The organism is Bradyrhizobium sp. McL0616 (genome assembly GCF_049993385.1).
In the GTDB taxonomy this organism is placed as follows: domain Bacteria; phylum Pseudomonadota; class Alphaproteobacteria; order Rhizobiales; family Xanthobacteraceae; genus Bradyrhizobium.
The window spans coordinates 8,171,391-8,186,863 of record NZ_CP188255.1 but is presented as its reverse complement, the minus strand read 5'-3'; the positions used below and the strand labels follow the sequence as shown (position 1 = coordinate 8,186,863).

General features: G+C 64.6%; 12 protein-coding genes. 11 read left to right on the top strand and 1 reads right to left on the bottom strand.

All coding sequences use genetic code 11. The annotated features are described in order from the left end of the window. Positions 1-11: 11 nt before the first annotated feature. On the top strand, positions 12-2,243 hold the full coding sequence (locus ACPPVR_RS39525) for a CHASE2 domain-containing protein (RefSeq protein WP_426611881.1): 2,232 nt from the start codon (positions 12-14) through the stop codon (positions 2,241-2,243). Between the two features lie 212 nt (positions 2,244-2,455). Here the strand turns inward: ACPPVR_RS39525 and ACPPVR_RS39520 are convergent, their stop codons facing one another. Then, positions 2,456-4,051 carry an ABC transporter substrate-binding protein gene (locus tag ACPPVR_RS39520; RefSeq protein ID WP_426611880.1) on the bottom strand — a complete coding sequence of 532 codons (1,596 nt, stop codon included), beginning with the start codon at positions 4,049-4,051 and terminating at the stop codon, positions 2,456-2,458. A gap of 213 nt (positions 4,052-4,264) precedes the next feature. On the opposite strand from ACPPVR_RS39520, the gene ACPPVR_RS39515 reads away from it, so the two are divergent. The 10 genes from ACPPVR_RS39515 to ACPPVR_RS39470 all read left to right on the top strand — a co-directional run bounded on the left by ACPPVR_RS39515 (position 4,265) and on the right by ACPPVR_RS39470 (position 15,450). Further along, positions 4,265-5,923, top strand: coding sequence for an ABC transporter substrate-binding protein (locus tag ACPPVR_RS39515; RefSeq protein WP_426611879.1), 1,659 nt, complete (start codon positions 4,265-4,267; stop codon positions 5,921-5,923). 198 nt (positions 5,924-6,121) lie between these two features. Beyond that, positions 6,122-7,075 (top strand): ABC transporter permease, encoded by a 954-nt coding sequence (locus ACPPVR_RS39510; protein WP_426611878.1) that lies wholly within the window; start codon positions 6,122-6,124, stop codon positions 7,073-7,075. 3 nt (positions 7,076-7,078) lie between these two features. After that, positions 7,079-7,981, top strand: coding sequence for an ABC transporter permease (locus ACPPVR_RS39505; protein WP_426611877.1), 903 nt, complete (start codon positions 7,079-7,081; stop codon positions 7,979-7,981). A gap of 2 nt (positions 7,982-7,983) precedes the next feature. After that, positions 7,984-9,045: an ABC transporter ATP-binding protein gene (locus ACPPVR_RS39500; protein ID WP_426611876.1), complete on the top strand. Its 1,062-nt coding sequence runs from the start codon at positions 7,984-7,986 to the stop codon at positions 9,043-9,045. After that, the gene (locus ACPPVR_RS39495) at positions 9,042-9,239 is read left to right on the top strand and encodes a hypothetical protein (protein ID WP_426611875.1); all 198 of its coding nucleotides are present in this window, start codon (positions 9,042-9,044) and stop codon (positions 9,237-9,239) included. The genes ACPPVR_RS39500 and ACPPVR_RS39495 overlap by 4 nt, the downstream gene beginning before the upstream one ends. Next, entirely contained in the window at positions 9,236-10,651 is a 1,416-nt protein-coding gene (locus tag ACPPVR_RS39490; RefSeq protein ID WP_426611874.1) for an amidase, read from the top strand. Before ACPPVR_RS39495 ends, ACPPVR_RS39490 begins: the two co-directional genes overlap by 4 nt. After that, a complete protein-coding gene (locus ACPPVR_RS39485; protein WP_426611873.1) occupies positions 10,648-11,622 on the top strand; it encodes an ABC transporter ATP-binding protein in 975 nt (324 codons plus the stop codon). The genes ACPPVR_RS39490 and ACPPVR_RS39485 overlap by 4 nt, the downstream gene beginning before the upstream one ends. Positions 11,623-11,835: 213 nt before the next feature. Beyond that, positions 11,836-12,105 carry a GlsB/YeaQ/YmgE family stress response membrane protein gene (locus ACPPVR_RS39480; protein WP_426611872.1) on the top strand — a complete coding sequence of 90 codons (270 nt, stop codon included), beginning with the start codon at positions 11,836-11,838 and terminating at the stop codon, positions 12,103-12,105. 265 nt (positions 12,106-12,370) lie between these two features. Continuing rightward, positions 12,371-14,119 carry a type I secretion system permease/ATPase gene (locus ACPPVR_RS39475; protein WP_426611871.1) on the top strand — a complete coding sequence of 583 codons (1,749 nt, stop codon included), beginning with the start codon at positions 12,371-12,373 and terminating at the stop codon, positions 14,117-14,119. Beyond that, positions 14,116-15,450, top strand: coding sequence for an HlyD family type I secretion periplasmic adaptor subunit (locus tag ACPPVR_RS39470; RefSeq protein WP_426611870.1), 1,335 nt, complete (start codon positions 14,116-14,118; stop codon positions 15,448-15,450). The genes ACPPVR_RS39475 and ACPPVR_RS39470 overlap by 4 nt, the downstream gene beginning before the upstream one ends. Positions 15,451-15,473 lie beyond the last annotated feature (23 nt).

Below are 15,473 nucleotides of genomic sequence, written 5' to 3'. Positions count from 1 at the left end.
GTTCGACTGACATGAAACGTCTCAGAATCTTGCGCCGATGGTTCGCGCGAAAGTTCGGTCTTGCGCGGCTGATGTGCCTTGCGCTGCTGGTCATATTTGCCGGCATCCGGCTCTGGGATCCGCCGCCGGTCCAGGAGCTGCGGCTGCGCACCTTCGACATGTTTCAGCTGATCGACCCGCGCCACAAGACGGTACGGCCGGTCACCATCGTCGACATCGACGACAAGAGCCTGGCCAGGCTCGGCCAGTGGCCGTGGTCGCGCACGCGTATCGCCGACCTGATCGCCAATCTCACCAACAATGGCGCGGTGGTGATCGGCTTCGACGTGGTGTTCTCCGAGCCCGACCGGCTCAACCCGGACCTGGTCGCGAACCAGATGCGCTATCTGGACGACGCCACCCGCGCCAGGCTGCGTGAGCTGCCGAGCAACGACCAGATCCTTTCGGAAGCCATCAAGCGCTCGCGCGTGGTGCTGGGCGAAACCGGGCAGCCTGCGATCGGCTCCGAGATCGACAAGACGCTTCCCTTCACCGGCGTCGCGACGGTCGGCGAGGAGAATGCCGAAAACTTCCTGTTCGAATTCCCAGGTCTGCTGCGCAACGTGCCCATCATCGAGAACGTCGCCGCCGGCCGCGGCCTGTTCACGATCAGGACCGAGCGCGACGGCCTGATCCGCCGCGTGCCGATGATCATGCGCGCCCAGGGCCACATCATGCCCTCGCTCAGCCTCGAGATCCTGCGCGTCGTGACCGGCACGCCGACGCTGCTGGTCCGGACCGACAAGACCGGCGTACGGGCCGTCCGCCTCAAGGGCGTCGAGATCCCGACCGACAAGAACGGCCAGCTCTGGGTGCATTATGCCCGCCAGGATTCTTCGATCTACGTCTCCGCCGTCGACGTGCTCGACAACACCGCGCCGCCGAGCAAGATCGCCGGCAAGCTGATCTTGATCGGCACCTCCGCGGTCGGGTTGAACGACCTCAAGACCACGCCGGTGTCTTCCAACATGCCGGGCGTCGAGATCCACGCCCAGGTGCTCGAAAGCGTGCTGAGCGGCGCGGTCATCTCCCAGCCGAACTATGCGCTCGGCGTCGAACTGCTCGCCGCGCTGATCATCGGCATTCTCGTCATCATCTTCACGCCGAATCTCGGGCCGGTGCGGCTGGTGCTCGCGGGCGCGACCTTCGCGGCCATCCTGGTCGGTGTGTCCTGGTTCTTCTATGCGCAATACCGCTATCTCATCGACTTCACCTATCCGCTGCTGTCGACGACCGCGATCTACCTGACCTTCATTTTCGCCAGCTTCGTGCGTGAGCAGCGGCAGCGCGTGCAGATCCGCGGCATGTTCGCGCAATACATGTCGCCGGAGCTGGTCGAGCAGCTGGCGCAGGCACCGGAGAAGCTCAAGCTCGGCGGTGAGGAACGCGAGATGACGATCATGTTCTCCGACGTGCGCGGCTTCACCTCGATCTCGGAAAGCTTCAAGCGTGATCCGCAAGGCCTGATCACGCTGATGAACCGCTTCCTGACGCCGCTCACCAACGTCATCCGCGCGAACAGAGGCACGATCGACAAATATATGGGCGACGCCATCATGGCGTTCTGGAACGCGCCACTCGACGACAAGGCGCATGAGGTCAACGCCTGCGAGGCGGCGGTCGGCATGCTGGAGAAGCTCGACGAGGTCAACAAGGAGCGCCAGCAGGAGGCCACTGACGGCGGTCACGTCTTCATCCCGCTCAATGTCGGTATCGGCCTCAACACCGGCATCGGCGTGGTCGGCAACATGGGGTCCGACCAGAAATTCAACTATTCGGTGCTCGGCGACAGCGTGAACCTGGCGTCCCGCCTGGAAGGCCAGACCAAGGAATACGGCTTCCCGATCATCGTCGGCTCCAGGACGGCGCTCGCCGTCAAGGACAAGTTCGCGATCCTCGAACTCGACTTCATCATGGTCAAAGGCAAGAGCGAGCCGGAAGTGATCTACGCCATCGCCGGCCGCGATGACGTGATGCATTCGGGCGCCTTCCAGCGCCTGCGCAACATCACCATCGAAATGCTCGGCTGCTACCGCAGCCGCAACTGGCAGGGCGCTCTCGACGCCATCGAACGCGGCCGCCGGAGCGAGGACGCCGACACGCTGGAAAAGCTGTTCGGGCTTTATGAGGCGCGCATCAAGGATTTCAAGATCGATCCGCCGCCGGAGGGCTGGAACGGGGCGTATGCGTTGCTGACGAAGTAGGGGGGCAAGTGTGTGGGCTCCGCCGTCGCCCGCACTCCGTCATTGCGAGCGGAGCGAAGCAATCCAGAGTGTCTCCGCGGATGCATTTCTGGATTGCTTCGCTCCGCTAGCAATGACGAGTCTGTTGAGGGGTTTGTGGGCAATGGCTCTCGGCGGTCGTCCCGGCGAAGGCCGCGACGACCGCATTCATCGAATTTGGCGCCGCAGCCCCCTCACTCCACCCCGATCGTGGTCAGATCCTGGAACCAGTGCTGCGCCTGGACGAACTGCTTGATCTTCGGCGACAGCGCGTGCGGGTTGGTGTCGTGGACGACCCAGACCAGCACGGCATCGTCGACGATCAGGGCATGCGCCTGCGCGATCAGATCGTCCTGCTTGGCGGTGTCGAAGGTCTGCTTGGCCTCGCTGATCAACGCGTCGACCTTCGGGTTCTTGTAACCGCCCCAGTTGACGCCGACCGGCGCGATCTGGTCGGAGGCGAAGAAGCGGACGATGGCGTAGAGCGGGTCCGAGGTGACATAGGCGATGTTGTTGGCGGTGATGCCGGCATTCATCTCATCGGCCGCGCCCTTGCGCCAATGCGTATAGAGCGTCTCGAGCTCGACCACCTTGAAATCGATGTCGATGCCGATCTCCTTGAAGCTCTGCTGGAGGAATTCGTTCATCGGCAGCGACAGCATCTGGCCGGTCCCGCCCTGCGCGATGATGAAAGTTGCCTTCAGCGGCTTGGCCTTGGAGTAGCCGGCCTCCTCGACCAGCTTCTTGGCCGCGGCGAGATCGTATTTCAGCTCAAAGCTCGGCTTGCCGAACCATGGGCTCGATGGGTCGACCTGGCCCTTCGCAGGCTTTGCCAGCCCGTTCATCAGCCCGACCACCGCCTCCCGGTCGATCGCAAGGTTGAGCGCCTTGCGCAGACGGATGTCGGTCCAGGGCGAGCCCGGCAGCACGCTCAGATGATAGTTCCAGACATGCGGCGTGACATTGTCGACGATCTTCATGCCGGCGGCTTTCAGCTGCGGCACGGCGTCCGGCGCCGGCGTCTCGATCAAATCGACTTGCCCCGCGAGCAGCGCGTTGGTGCGTGTCAGCGCTTCCGGCATCGGCACCAGCACGATCTTGTCGACTTTTGGAATCCGTTTGGTGTTCCAATAGTCCGGATTCTTGGTCAGCTCAGCAAGCTCGCGCGGCACCAGCTTGGTCAGCTTGAACGGGCCGGTGCCGGAGGGCTGGCTAGCGAACTTGTCCCAATCCTTGCCGAGCTTGTCGTATTGCGCCGGGCTCGAGACCAGGAACCACAGCATTTGATAGGGGAAGAAGGAATCGACCGCTTTGGTGGTGATTTCGATCGTGGAATCGTCGATCTTGGCGTAGCTGGCGACAGACGGAAGCCGCGTCTTCACCTGCGCGCTCTGCCGCTTGTCGAATTGCGGTGCCTTGTCGTTGAGCACCTTGTCGAGATTCCAGATCACCGCATCGGCGTTGAACTCGCTGCCGTCGTGGAACTTCACGCCCTTACGAAGGGTGAAGCGCCATTTGGTCTTGTCGGTGTCGTCGACCTTCCATTCGGTGGCGAGACCGGGCACCAGCTTGCCCGGTCGGTCGGCGACGTCCATCTCCCAGGCCACCAGCGGATCGTAGATGGTGTAGGCCGTGAACTGATAGGCACCGGCGCCGCGATCGGGCTGGCCGGTCGTCAGCGGAATATCCGCCATCGAGATGCCGTAGCGCACCACCGTTTCGGCGCGCGCCGAGATTGCGGAAACCGCCAGCGCAAGCACGGCGAGACAGGTCGATAGTCGGATACGCATGGCCCAGAGCTCCAGGAGAAAATTCAAGGGAGAATTCGAGGCCGAACTTGCAATCTTGATGCCAGAATAGGCAGCGTGGTGCCTATCCACACGCTTGATCACAAGGACTTGTCGTCGCAGGGGCAATTTGCAGAATAAGTTTCCCCATTGGCATACGCATTGCATACGTTTGCATCAAAATTAGTCATCGAAAGCCGGAAAAGGACTGAGGCAATGCTTATCAAGACAACCACCCGCGCCGCGCTGATTGCGGCGCTGGCCCTGACGACTGCGGCCGCGTGGCCGCGCGCGGCCAGCGCAGAAATCGTGCTGCGCATTGGCATGACGGCTGCCGATATTCCGCGCACGCTGGGCCAGCCCGATCAGGGTTTTGAAGGCAACCGCTTCACCGGCGTCACCATGTATGACGGGCTCACCGGCTGGGATCTCTCCTCCGCCGACAAGGCCAGCGTGGTCATCCCCGGCCTCGCCACCGAGTGGAAGGTCGACGATTCCGACAAGACCAAATGGATCTTCAAGCTGCGCCCCGGCGTCACCTTCCATGACGGCTCGCCGTTCAATGCCGATGCGGTGGTGTGGAATGTCGAGAAGGTCTTGAAGCAGGACGCGCCGCAATTCGATCCGAGCCAGGTCGGCGTCACCGCCTCGCGCATGCCGACGCTGGCCTCCGCCAAGAAGATCGACGACATGACGGTCGAGCTCACCACCAAGGAGCCCGACAGCTTCCTGCCGATCAACCTCACCAACCTCTTCATGGCGAGCCCGGCGAAGTGGCAGCATTTCTACGACAAGGCGGAAGGCGCGGACGCCAAGGCGAAGTCGCAGGCCGCCTGGACTGCGTTCGCCAAGGATGCCGCGGGCACCGGTCCGTGGAAGATGGCGAGCTTCACCCCGCGCGAGCGGCTCGAGCTCGTCAAGAACGCGAATTATTGGGACAAGGCGCGCGTGCCCAAGGCCGACAAAATGGTGCTGCTGCCGATGCCGGAAGCCAACGCGCGCACCGCGGCGCTGCTGTCCGGACAGGTCGATTGGGTCGAGGCGCCGGCGCCGGATGCGTTGCCCGAGCTCAAGCAACGCGGTTTCAAGCTCTACGCCAACGAGCAGCCGCATGTCTGGCCGTGGCAGTTCTCCCGCGTCGAGGGCTCGCCCTGGAACGACATCCGCGTGCGCAAGGCGGCGAACCTCTGCGTCGATCGCGAAGGCCTCAAGGACGGCTTGCTCGCCGGCCTGATGGTGCCGGCGACCGGCACCTTCGAGCCCGGCCATCCCTGGCGCGGCAAGCCGACCTTCGAGATCAAGTATGACAAGCCTGCTGCCCAGAAACTGATGCAGGAGGCAGGCTTTGGTCCGAACAAGAAGCTGACGGTGAAGATCCAGACCTCGGCCTCTGGCTCCGGCCAGATGCAGCCGTTGCCGATGAACGAATATCTCCAGCAGGCGCTCGCCGAATGCTATTTCGACGTGCAGCTCGATGTCATCGAGTGGAACACGCTGTTCACCAACTGGCGCCGCGGCGCCAAGGATCCGAGCGCCAACGGCTCGAATGCGACCAACGTCACCTATGCGGCAATGGATCCGTTCTTCGCGCTGGTGCGCTTCCTGCAATCGAGCATGGCGCCTCCGGTCTCGAACAATTGGGGTTTCATCAACAATCCCAAGTTCGACGAGCTGGTGAAGAAGGCGCGGCAGACCTTCGACCCCGCCGCGCGCGACGCTGCGCTCGCCGAACTGCACGCGGCCTCCGTCGACGACGCAGCCTTCCTCTATGTCGCCCACGACGTCGGCCCGCGCGCGATGAGCCCGAAGGTCACGGGGGTGATCCAGCCGAAGAGCTGGTTCATCGACTTCTCGCCGATCTCGATCGTGCCGTAACTCTCACGGCTCACTCGGTGCACCCTCTCCCCCTGTGGGAGAGGGTGGCTTCGCGCAAGCGAAGCCGGGTGAGGGGTTCTCTCCGCGGATGCGGACCTCTCAATCGAAACGATTTCGTCCGCGGAAACAACCCCTCATCCGGCGCGCTCGTCGCGCGCCACCTTCTCCCACAAGGGGAGAAGGAAGAAAGAACCAAACGTGCTCGCCTATATCGCCAGACGCATCGTCTATGTCATCCCGATCGTCATCAGCGTCGCGCTGGTGTGCTTTCTGCTCGTGCACATCACGCCGGGCGATCCGCTGGTTGCGGTGCTGCCGGCCGATGCCTCGCAGGAGCTTGCTGCGCAGCTTCGCACGGCCTACGGCTTTGACCGTCCTCTGCCGGTTCAGTTCGGCCTGTGGCTCTTGCGCGCGCTGCATGGCGATCTCGGCAATTCCATCGCGACGGGCCGTCCCGTGCTCGCCGAAGTCATGCGCGCGGTCAGCAACACCGTCACGCTGGCGATCGCGGCTGCGATCATCGGCTTCACCATGGGCATCCTGCTCGGTCTGATCGCCGGCTATTTCCGCGAGACCTGGATCGATAAGCTCGCGACCTCCTTTGCCATCGCCGGCGTCTCGGTGCCGCATTACTGGCTCGGCATGGTGCTCGTCATCATCTTCTCGGTCGAGCTGAACTGGCTGCCCGCGGTCGGCGCCGGTCCCGGCGGCTCCGCAGCCTGGGCCTGGGACTGGGAGCACCTGCGATATCTCGTGCTGCCGGCGATCACGACCTCGGTGATCCCGATGGGCATCGTCACCCGCACCGTGCGTGCGCTCACCGGCGATATTCTTTCGCAGGATTTCGTCGAGGCCCTGCGCGCAAAAGGTCTGCACGAGACCGGCGTGTTTCGCCACGTCATCAAGAATGCCGCACCGACCGCGCTCGCGGTGATGGGCTTGCAGCTCGGCTACATGCTCGGCGGCTCGATCCTGATCGAGACCGTGTTCTCCTGGCCGGGCTCAGGCTTCCTGCTCAATTCGGCGATCTTCCAGCGCGATCTGCCGCTGTTGCAGGGCACGATTTTGGTGCTGGCGCTGTTCTTCGTCTTCCTCAATCTGCTGGTCGACATCGCGCAAGCCGCGATCGACCCGCGCATCAAGCGGGGCTAGCCGATGAGCGAGCTTCCGTTGTCAGCCACCAGCGATGCCGCGCTGCAGGCCGCGCCCGCGACCAAGGCGCGCGGCTATTGGGCGACTGTCGGCCGCCGTATCGCCCGCGACAAGGTCAGCATGGTCTGCGCGCTGGTGCTGCTGCTGATCTTCCTCTCCGCGATCCTCGCGCCCTGGCTTGGTCTCGAAGATCCCTACAAGGGCTCGATGATCCGCCGCCTGCGCCACATCGGTACGGTCGGTTATCCGCTCGGCACCGACGAGCTCGGCCGCGACATGCTGGCGCGGCTGATCTATGGCGGCCGGCTGTCGCTGGTCATCGGCATCCTGCCCGTGATCCTCGCGTTCTGCATCGGCACCTCGCTCGGCCTCGTTGCCGGTTATGTCGGCGGCAAGCTCAACACCGCGATCATGCGCACGATCGACGTGTTCTACGCCTTTCCGTCCGTGCTGCTGGCGATCGCGATCTCCGGCGCGCTCGGCGCCGGCATCCTCAACTCCATCGTGTCGCTGACCGTCGTGTTCGTGCCGCAGATCACCCGGGTCGCCGAAAGCGTCACCACTGGCGTGCGCAACATGGATTTCGTCGAAGCCGCGCGCGCCTCCGGTGCCGGGCCCTTCACCATCATGCGCGTGCACATCCTCGGCAATGTGCTGGGCTCGATCTTCGTCTATGCCACCAGCCTGATTTCGGTCTCGATGATTTTGGCGGCAGGCTTGTCCTTCCTCGGCCTCGGTACAAAACCGCCGGAGCCTGAATGGGGCCTGATGCTGAACACGCTGCGTACCGCGATCTACGTCAATCCCTGGGTCGCAGCATTGCCCGGCGTCATGATCTTCGCAGTCTCGATCTGCTTCAATCTTCTCTCGGACGGCCTGCGTAGCGCCATGGACATCAGGAACTAGCCATGAGCGAAACCAACAATTCGGTCGCAATGCTGGAGCCGATCGAAGACCTTGGCGGCGTCGCGCAGCCGCTGCTTCAGGTCAACGGCCTGACAAAGCATTTCCCCGTGCGCGGCGGGCTGTTCGCCGCGAAGCGCACGGTACGCGCCGTCGACAATGTCTCCTTCTCCGTCGCCAAGGGCGAGACGGTCGGCATCGTCGGTGAGTCCGGCTGCGGCAAGTCGACCACCGCGCGGCTCCTGATGCACCTGATGCCGCGCGATACCGGCGACATCATCTATGACGGCATGAGCGTCGGGCAGGCCTTGTCGTTGCGCGAGCTGCGCCGCGGCATGCAGATGGTGTTCCAGGATTCCTACGCCTCGCTCAATCCGCGCCTCACCATCGAGGAATCCATCGCTTTCGGCCCGAAGGTGCATGGCATGGCCGATGGTGCGGCACGTGCGCTGGCGCGCGAGCTGCTCGGCAAGGTCGGCCTCGTCCCTGCAAACTTCGCCAACCGCTATCCGCACGAAATTTCCGGCGGCCAGCGCCAGCGCGTCAACATCGCGCGGGCGCTGGCATTGTCGCCGCGGCTGGTGATCCTCGACGAGGCGGTTTCGGCGCTCGACAAATCGGTCGAGGCGCAGGTGCTCAATCTCTTGGCCGATCTCAAGCGCGAGTTCGGCCTGACCTATCTCTTCATCAGTCACGACCTCAACGTCGTCCGCTACATCAGCGATCGCGTGCTGGTGATGTATCTCGGCGAGGTCGTCGAACTCGGCCCCGTGGATCAGGTCTGGGACAGCCCTGCGCATCCCTATACGCGTGCGCTGCTGGCCGCGATGCCTTCCTCCGATCCGGATCGGCGCACCGAAAAGCCGCCGATCACCGGTGATCCGCCCAATCCGATCGATCCGCCCTCGGGTTGCCGCTTCCACACCCGTTGCGCGTTTGCGGAGCCGCTCTGCGCAAATGCTGCACCAAAGCTGACGGCCGTCGATAGAATGGGCCACGAGGCCGCGTGCTACATGGCGATTCCGGGTTCAGGCCATAGCCGCGCGCCCCGAGAGGAAACCGCATGACGAGACCAACGACCAAAGAGATCAAGGCGACGGCGCAAGTTGCCGGCGTTCCCGTCGATGATGAGATCGCAACGCGCATCTCCAATTCCATCGGACCGGCGTTCGAAGGCTTTGCGGCCATCGCCGGCACGCTGCCGTTCGACCTCGAGCCCGCTTCTTACGTGCTCGCGCAGACCACGAAGGTGTCGAAATGAGCACCGAGCCCGCCTTGATGACGCTCACCGAGGTCGCGCGCGCGATCGCGATGAAGCAGGTCTCCTCGCATGAGGTGACGCGCGCGCTGCTGCATCGCATCGCGCAGTGGCAGCCGCATCTCAACGCCTTCATGTCGATCGAATCGGAAGCCGCGCTGAAGGCGGCCGATGCCGCCGACGCCGAGCTCGCCAGGGGCGAGCTGCGCGGTCCGCTGCATGGCGTGCCGCTCGCCCACAAGGACATGTATTACGATGCGGGCAAGGTCGCGACCTGTGGCTCGCTGATCCGCCGCGATTTCGTGCCGACCGTGACCTCGACCGCCTTGCAGCGGCTGAAGGATGCCGGCCAGGTCCGGCTCGGCACGCTGCACCTCGCCGAATTCGCCTATGGCCCGACCGGCCACAACCATCACTACGGCCCGGTGCGCAATCCCTGGAACGTCGCGCACATCACCGGCGGCTCGTCCTCCGGCTCCGGCTCGTCGGTCGCCGCGCGCTTGACCTATGCGGCGCTCGGCTCGGACACCGGCGGCTCGATCCGCATGCCCGCGCATTTCTGCGGCGTCACCGGCTTGAAGACTACCTGGAGCCGCGTCAGCCGCGCCGGCGCGATGCCGCTGTCGCAATCGCTCGACACCGTCGGCCCTCTCGCGCGCACGGCGGAGGACTGCGCGCTATTGTTGGCATTGATAGCGGGGCCCGATCCCGAGGACTCGACGGCGAGCCACGAGCCGCTGTCGGATTACGTTGCGGCCACCAAAGGCTCGCTGAAGGGCCTGAAGATCGGTGTGCCTGCCTCGTTCTATGTCGACGATCTCGACAGCGAAGTCGCGCGCGTGCTCGACGAGACCATCGCCGTGCTCAAGCGCGAAGGCGCCGACATCGTCACCGTCGAGCTGCCGGAACAGCGGCAATTGTCCGCGGCGAGCCAGCTCGTGCTCGCGGCGGAAGCGGCCGCCTTCCACAAGCGCTGGATGATCGAGCGGCCGCAGGATTATGGTTCGCAGGTCCTGATGCGGCTTCAGAACGGTCTTGCCGTTCCCGCGATCACTTATCTGGAGGCGATGCGTTGGCGCGGACCGGCACTCGCCGCGCACAATGCAGCGACTGCGGGGGTCGATGCGGTGATTGCCCCGGCCTCGCCGATACCGGCACCCACGATCGAGGAAAGCGACGTCGGCGGCGGACCGAACGCGCCGGCGCTGCTGCAGCGGCTGACGTTGTTCACCCGTCCGGTCAATTTCCTCGGGCTGCCGTCGCTGACCGTGCCCTCCGGCTTCACCAAGAGCGGCCTGCCGATCGGCATGCAGCTGATCGGCCGCTCCTTCGATGAAGCGACCCTCCTCACCATCGGCGCCGCGTTCCAGCGCGGCACCGATTATCACGACCGGGTACCCAAGCTGCCGTCATGACAAAGCTCGTCGACATCTCAGGCCTCAATATCCGCTTTACCGGCGAACGCACGGTCTATGCCGTGAACGATCTCAGCCTCTCGCTCGGCGACGGCGAGGTGCTGGGCCTGCTCGGCGAGTCCGGTTCGGGCAAGAGCGTGACCTTGCGTGCTCTGATGCGGCTATTGCCGAAGAAGCGCACGCAGATATCCGGCACGGTCAACGTCATGGGGCGCGACGTGCTCGCCATGAACGACGAGGAGCTGTCGTCGTTCCGTGGCCAGACGGTGTCGATGATCTTCCAGGAGCCCGCGCTCGCGCTCGATCCGGTCTACACCATCGGCGCGCAGATCGCCGAGAGCGTGGTGCGCCACGAAGGCAAGTCTTATGCGGCGGGCCGCGCGCGGGCGCTGGAGATGCTCGACGTCGTGCGTATCCCGTCGGCAAAACGAAGGCTGGATGCCTTTCCGCACGAGATGTCCGGCGGTATGCGTCAGCGCGCGATGATCGCGCTGGCGCTCGCCTGCCGGCCCAAAATCCTGCTCGCGGACGAGCCGACCACGGCGCTCGATGCCACCGTGCAGATCCAGATCCTGCTGCTGCTGCGCGAGCTGCAACGCGAGTTCGGCATGTCCGTCATCTTCGTTACCCACGACATCGGCGTCGCCATCGAGATCTGCGACCGCGTCGCGGTGATGTATGCCGGCCAGATCGTGGAGCAGGGGACATTGCGCGACATCGTTCGCTCACCGGTGCACCCCTATGCCAAGGGCCTGCTCGCCTCCACCATCCATGGCGCCAAGCGGGGGCAGCGGCTAGAGACCATCCCCGGCACCCCGCCGTCGCTGGCGGAGAGGCCGCGCAACTGCTCCTTCGCCCCGCGCTGTGCGGTGGCGCAGCCCCGCTGCCTGGAGCAGCTACCGCCGAATGTGGAGGTCGGGCCGGGCAGGGCGGCGAGGTGCGTGCTGGCGGAGCCGGTGCTCGCGTCGTAGGCCGGTGCGCTCCTGATCTCGAAAATCCCCTACGCCAGCACGGAGTTGTCACCCTTCACCGGGCGCACTCGGCGAAGAGCCGTTCTACCGTGCATGGGGTTGTTTTCGACATTTTTGTCCCCACGGAGGCCTCCGCAGGAGCGGGGAACAGCATTCAGACCCCATTCATCCGGGTTCCCGTTCCATGCGGCCGTTAACGGAGAGGGATAACTTATGTACATTTCCAATGAAGGCCTGCTCGTCATCCTGTTTGTCGGCCTGGTGGCCGGCTGGCTTGCCGGCAAGGTGGTGCGCGGAACCGGGTTCGGGATCATCGGCGACATCGTGGTCGGCATCGCCGGCGCGTTGGTGGCGAGCTTCCTGTTTCCCAAACTCGGCATCCATATCGGCACCGGGCTGATCTCGGAGGTCATCTATTCCGCCATCGGCGCGGTCATCCTGCTGCTGGTGGTGCGGCTGGTGCGCGGCGGCGGCCGGTTCTAGCGCCCGCGGGCTTGGTCGATCGGAACTTTGCGCCTCTCCCCAGCCCTGGGGAGAGGCGTTGTTGTCTGCTATAAAAAGCCGCAAAGACTGTGAAATACCGGACTTGCGCATCGGGCCGTCCGGGGTAGATGTGGCCCGGTAGGGCTTGGATCAATTTCGAGTGCGTTGCACGCTGGGGAGAACGCGATATTAATCCGGGGCGAGTACCCCTCAATTTGCCTTTGAAATCAGGGGTTTTGCCCCGCACCCGAAAGAGATCAGACTGATGGCAGCCGTTCCCGGCCTCCGCCGTTCAGAGCTCGGTGACGCGCTGCGTGCCTGCCGCACGGCGTTGATCGGCCTTGGCTTGATGAGCTGCATGATCAACCTGCTCTATCTGACCGGGTCGATCTTCATGCTCGAGGTCTACGACCGGGTGCTGCCGAGCCGGAGCATTCCGACCCTTGTCGGCCTGATCGTCCTCGCCAGCTTCCTCTATGTGGCGCAGGGCGTGCTCGACATGATCCGCAACCGCATCCTGGGACGGATCGGCACCGCGCTGGACGAAGCCCTCAACAAGCGCGTGTTCGACACCATCGTGCGCCTGCCGCTCCTGGTTGGCAGCCGCAACGAGGGACTTCAGCCGCTGCGCGACCTCGACAATGTCCGCTCTTTCCTCGGCGGCATGGGACCGAGCGCGTTCTTCGACCTGCCCTGGCTGCCGCTCTATCTCGCCATCTGCTTCGCGTTCCATGTCATGATCGGGCTCACCGCATTGGTCGGCGCAATCATCCTGGTCGGGCTGACGTTGGTCACCGAGTTCCTGTCCCGCCAGCCGGCGAAGGAGGCGATGGGCCTTGCCGCCCAGCGCAACGATCTCGCCCAGTCCAGCCGCCGCAACGCCGAAGTGCTGGTGTCGATGGGCATGGCCGGCCGGCTGAACCAGCGCTGGAGCGAGGCCAACGAAAAATATCTCGCCGGCAATCAGCGTGCGAGCGATGTCGCCGGCGGCCTCGGCGCGGTCGCAAAAGTGCTGCGCATGATGCTGCAGTCGGCCGTGCTCGCCGTTGGCGCCTATCTCGTCATCCACCAGGAGGCGACCGCCGGCATCATCATCGCGGGCTCGATCCTCTCCGCCCGCGCGCTGGCGCCGGTCGATCTCGCGATCGCGCACTGGAAATCCTTCGTCACGGCGCGCCAGAGCTGGCAGCGCCTCAGCCGTCTCCTGGAACAGATGCCGGCGCAGACGATGCCGACCCAGTTGCAGGCGCCCACCAGCCGCCTCTCGGTCGAAGGCGTTGCGATGGTTGCGCCGGGCGACCAGCGCCTCATTGTACAGGACGTCAACTTTGCGCTCGAGGCCGGCAACGGCCTCGGCGTGATCGGGCCGAGCGGCTCCGGCAAATCGTCGCTGATCCGCGCGCTGGTCGGCGTCTGGCAGCCGGTGCGGGGCAAGGTGCGGCTCGACGGCGCGGCGCTCGACCAATGGGCATCCGACGTGCTCGGCCGCTACATCGGCTATCTGCCGCAGGACGTCGAATTGTTCGGCGGCACCATTGCGCAAAACATCAGCCGCTTCGATCCCGAGGCGACGTCCGACGGCATCATCGGCGCGGCGAAGGAAGCCGGCGTGCACGAGATGATCATCAAGATGCGCGAGGGCTACAACACCCAGGTGGGCGAGCAGGGCACTTCGCTCTCCGCGGGGCAAGCACAGCGCGTGGCGCTCGCGCGTGCGCTCTACGGCAATCCGTTCCTGATCGTGCTGGACGAGCCCAATTCCAATCTCGATACCGAGGGCGACGAGGCGCTGACCCGCGCCATCCGTGCCGCGCGCGAGCGCGGCGCCATCGTCATCGTGGTGGCGCACCGGCCGATCGGCGTCGAGGCGGTCGACCAGATCCTGGTGCTGCGCGACGGCCGCATGCAGGCCTTCGGGCCGAAGGAGCAGGTGCTCGCCCAGGTGCTCCAGACCCGCGTCGCGCCGCCGGCGCCGATCAAGATCGTCAGCGAAGGCGGAGTGGCCAAACCATGAGCACGATGACGATGGGCGGGCCAAAGCCCGCCGCGAAGCGGACCGTGCGGGAGTCGATCCGGTTTCATTTGATCCTCGGGATCTCGATCGTGCTGGTTCTGGCCGTCGGCCTCGGCGGCTGGGCGTCGATGGTGCAGATCTCCGGCGCGCTGATCGCGCCCGGCCAGATCGTGGTCGAGTCCAACGTCAAGAAGGTGCAGCATCCGACCGGCGGCGTGGTCGGCGAGGTGCGTGCCCACGACGGCGACGTGGTCAAGGCAGGCGATATCGTCGTGCGGCTCGATGACACCGTCACCAAGGCCAATCTCGCCATCGTCACCAAGAATCTCGACGCCGGACAGGCACGCGGGGCGCGCCTTACGGCCGAGCAGCGCGGGCTCGACAAGATCGAGTTCCCGCAATCACTGCTCGATCGCGGCAACGATCCCGACGTCAAGGTGCTGCTCTCCGCCGAAACCAAGCTGTTCGACGTCCGCGTCAACGGCCGCGCGGGCCAGAAGGCGCAGCTCCGCGAGCGCATCCAGCAGCTCAACGAGGAGATCGAGGGTCTCTCGGCGCAGGAAAAAGCCAAGGACAAGGAGATCGCGCTGGTGCAGCAGGAGCTCATCGGTGTCCGCGATCTCTATGACAAGCACCTGGTGCAAATCTCGCGCCTGACCACACTCGAGCGCGACAGCGCCCGTCTCAACGGCGAGCGCGCGCAGTACATCGCCTCGCGGGCGCAGGCCAAGGGCAAGATCACCGAGACCGAACTCCAGATCATCCAGGTCGACAAGGACATGGTGAGCGAGGTCTCCAAGGATTTGCGCGAGACCAATGACAAGATCGGCGAGTCGATCGAGCGCAAGGTTGCGGCCGAGGACCAGCTCCGCCGCGTCGACATCCGCGCGCCGCAGGACGGCATGGTGCTGCAATCGATCGTGCATACGGTCGGTGGCGTCGTCACCGCCGGCGATGCCCTGATGCTGATCGTGCCGCAGGCCGACGACCTTCAGGTCGAGGCCAAGGTCAATCCGGTCGATATCGACAAGCTCCAGATCGGCCAGAAGACGCTGCTGCGCCTCTCCGCCTTCAACCAGCGCACCACGCCCGAGCTCAACGGCGTCGTCACCCGCGTCTCGCCCGACGTCACCACCGACCAGCGCACCGGGCAGAGCTACTACACCATCCGCGTATCGATGTCCGCCGAAGAAGTCGCCAAGCTCGGCGATTCCAAGTTGATCCCCGGCATGCCGGCGGAAGCCTTCGTCCAGACCGGCGACCGCACGATGTTCTCCTACCTGATGAAGCCGCTGCACGACCAGTTCATGCGGGCCTTCCGGGAGAAGTGACGCGCGAAAGCGCGGCATCCCGG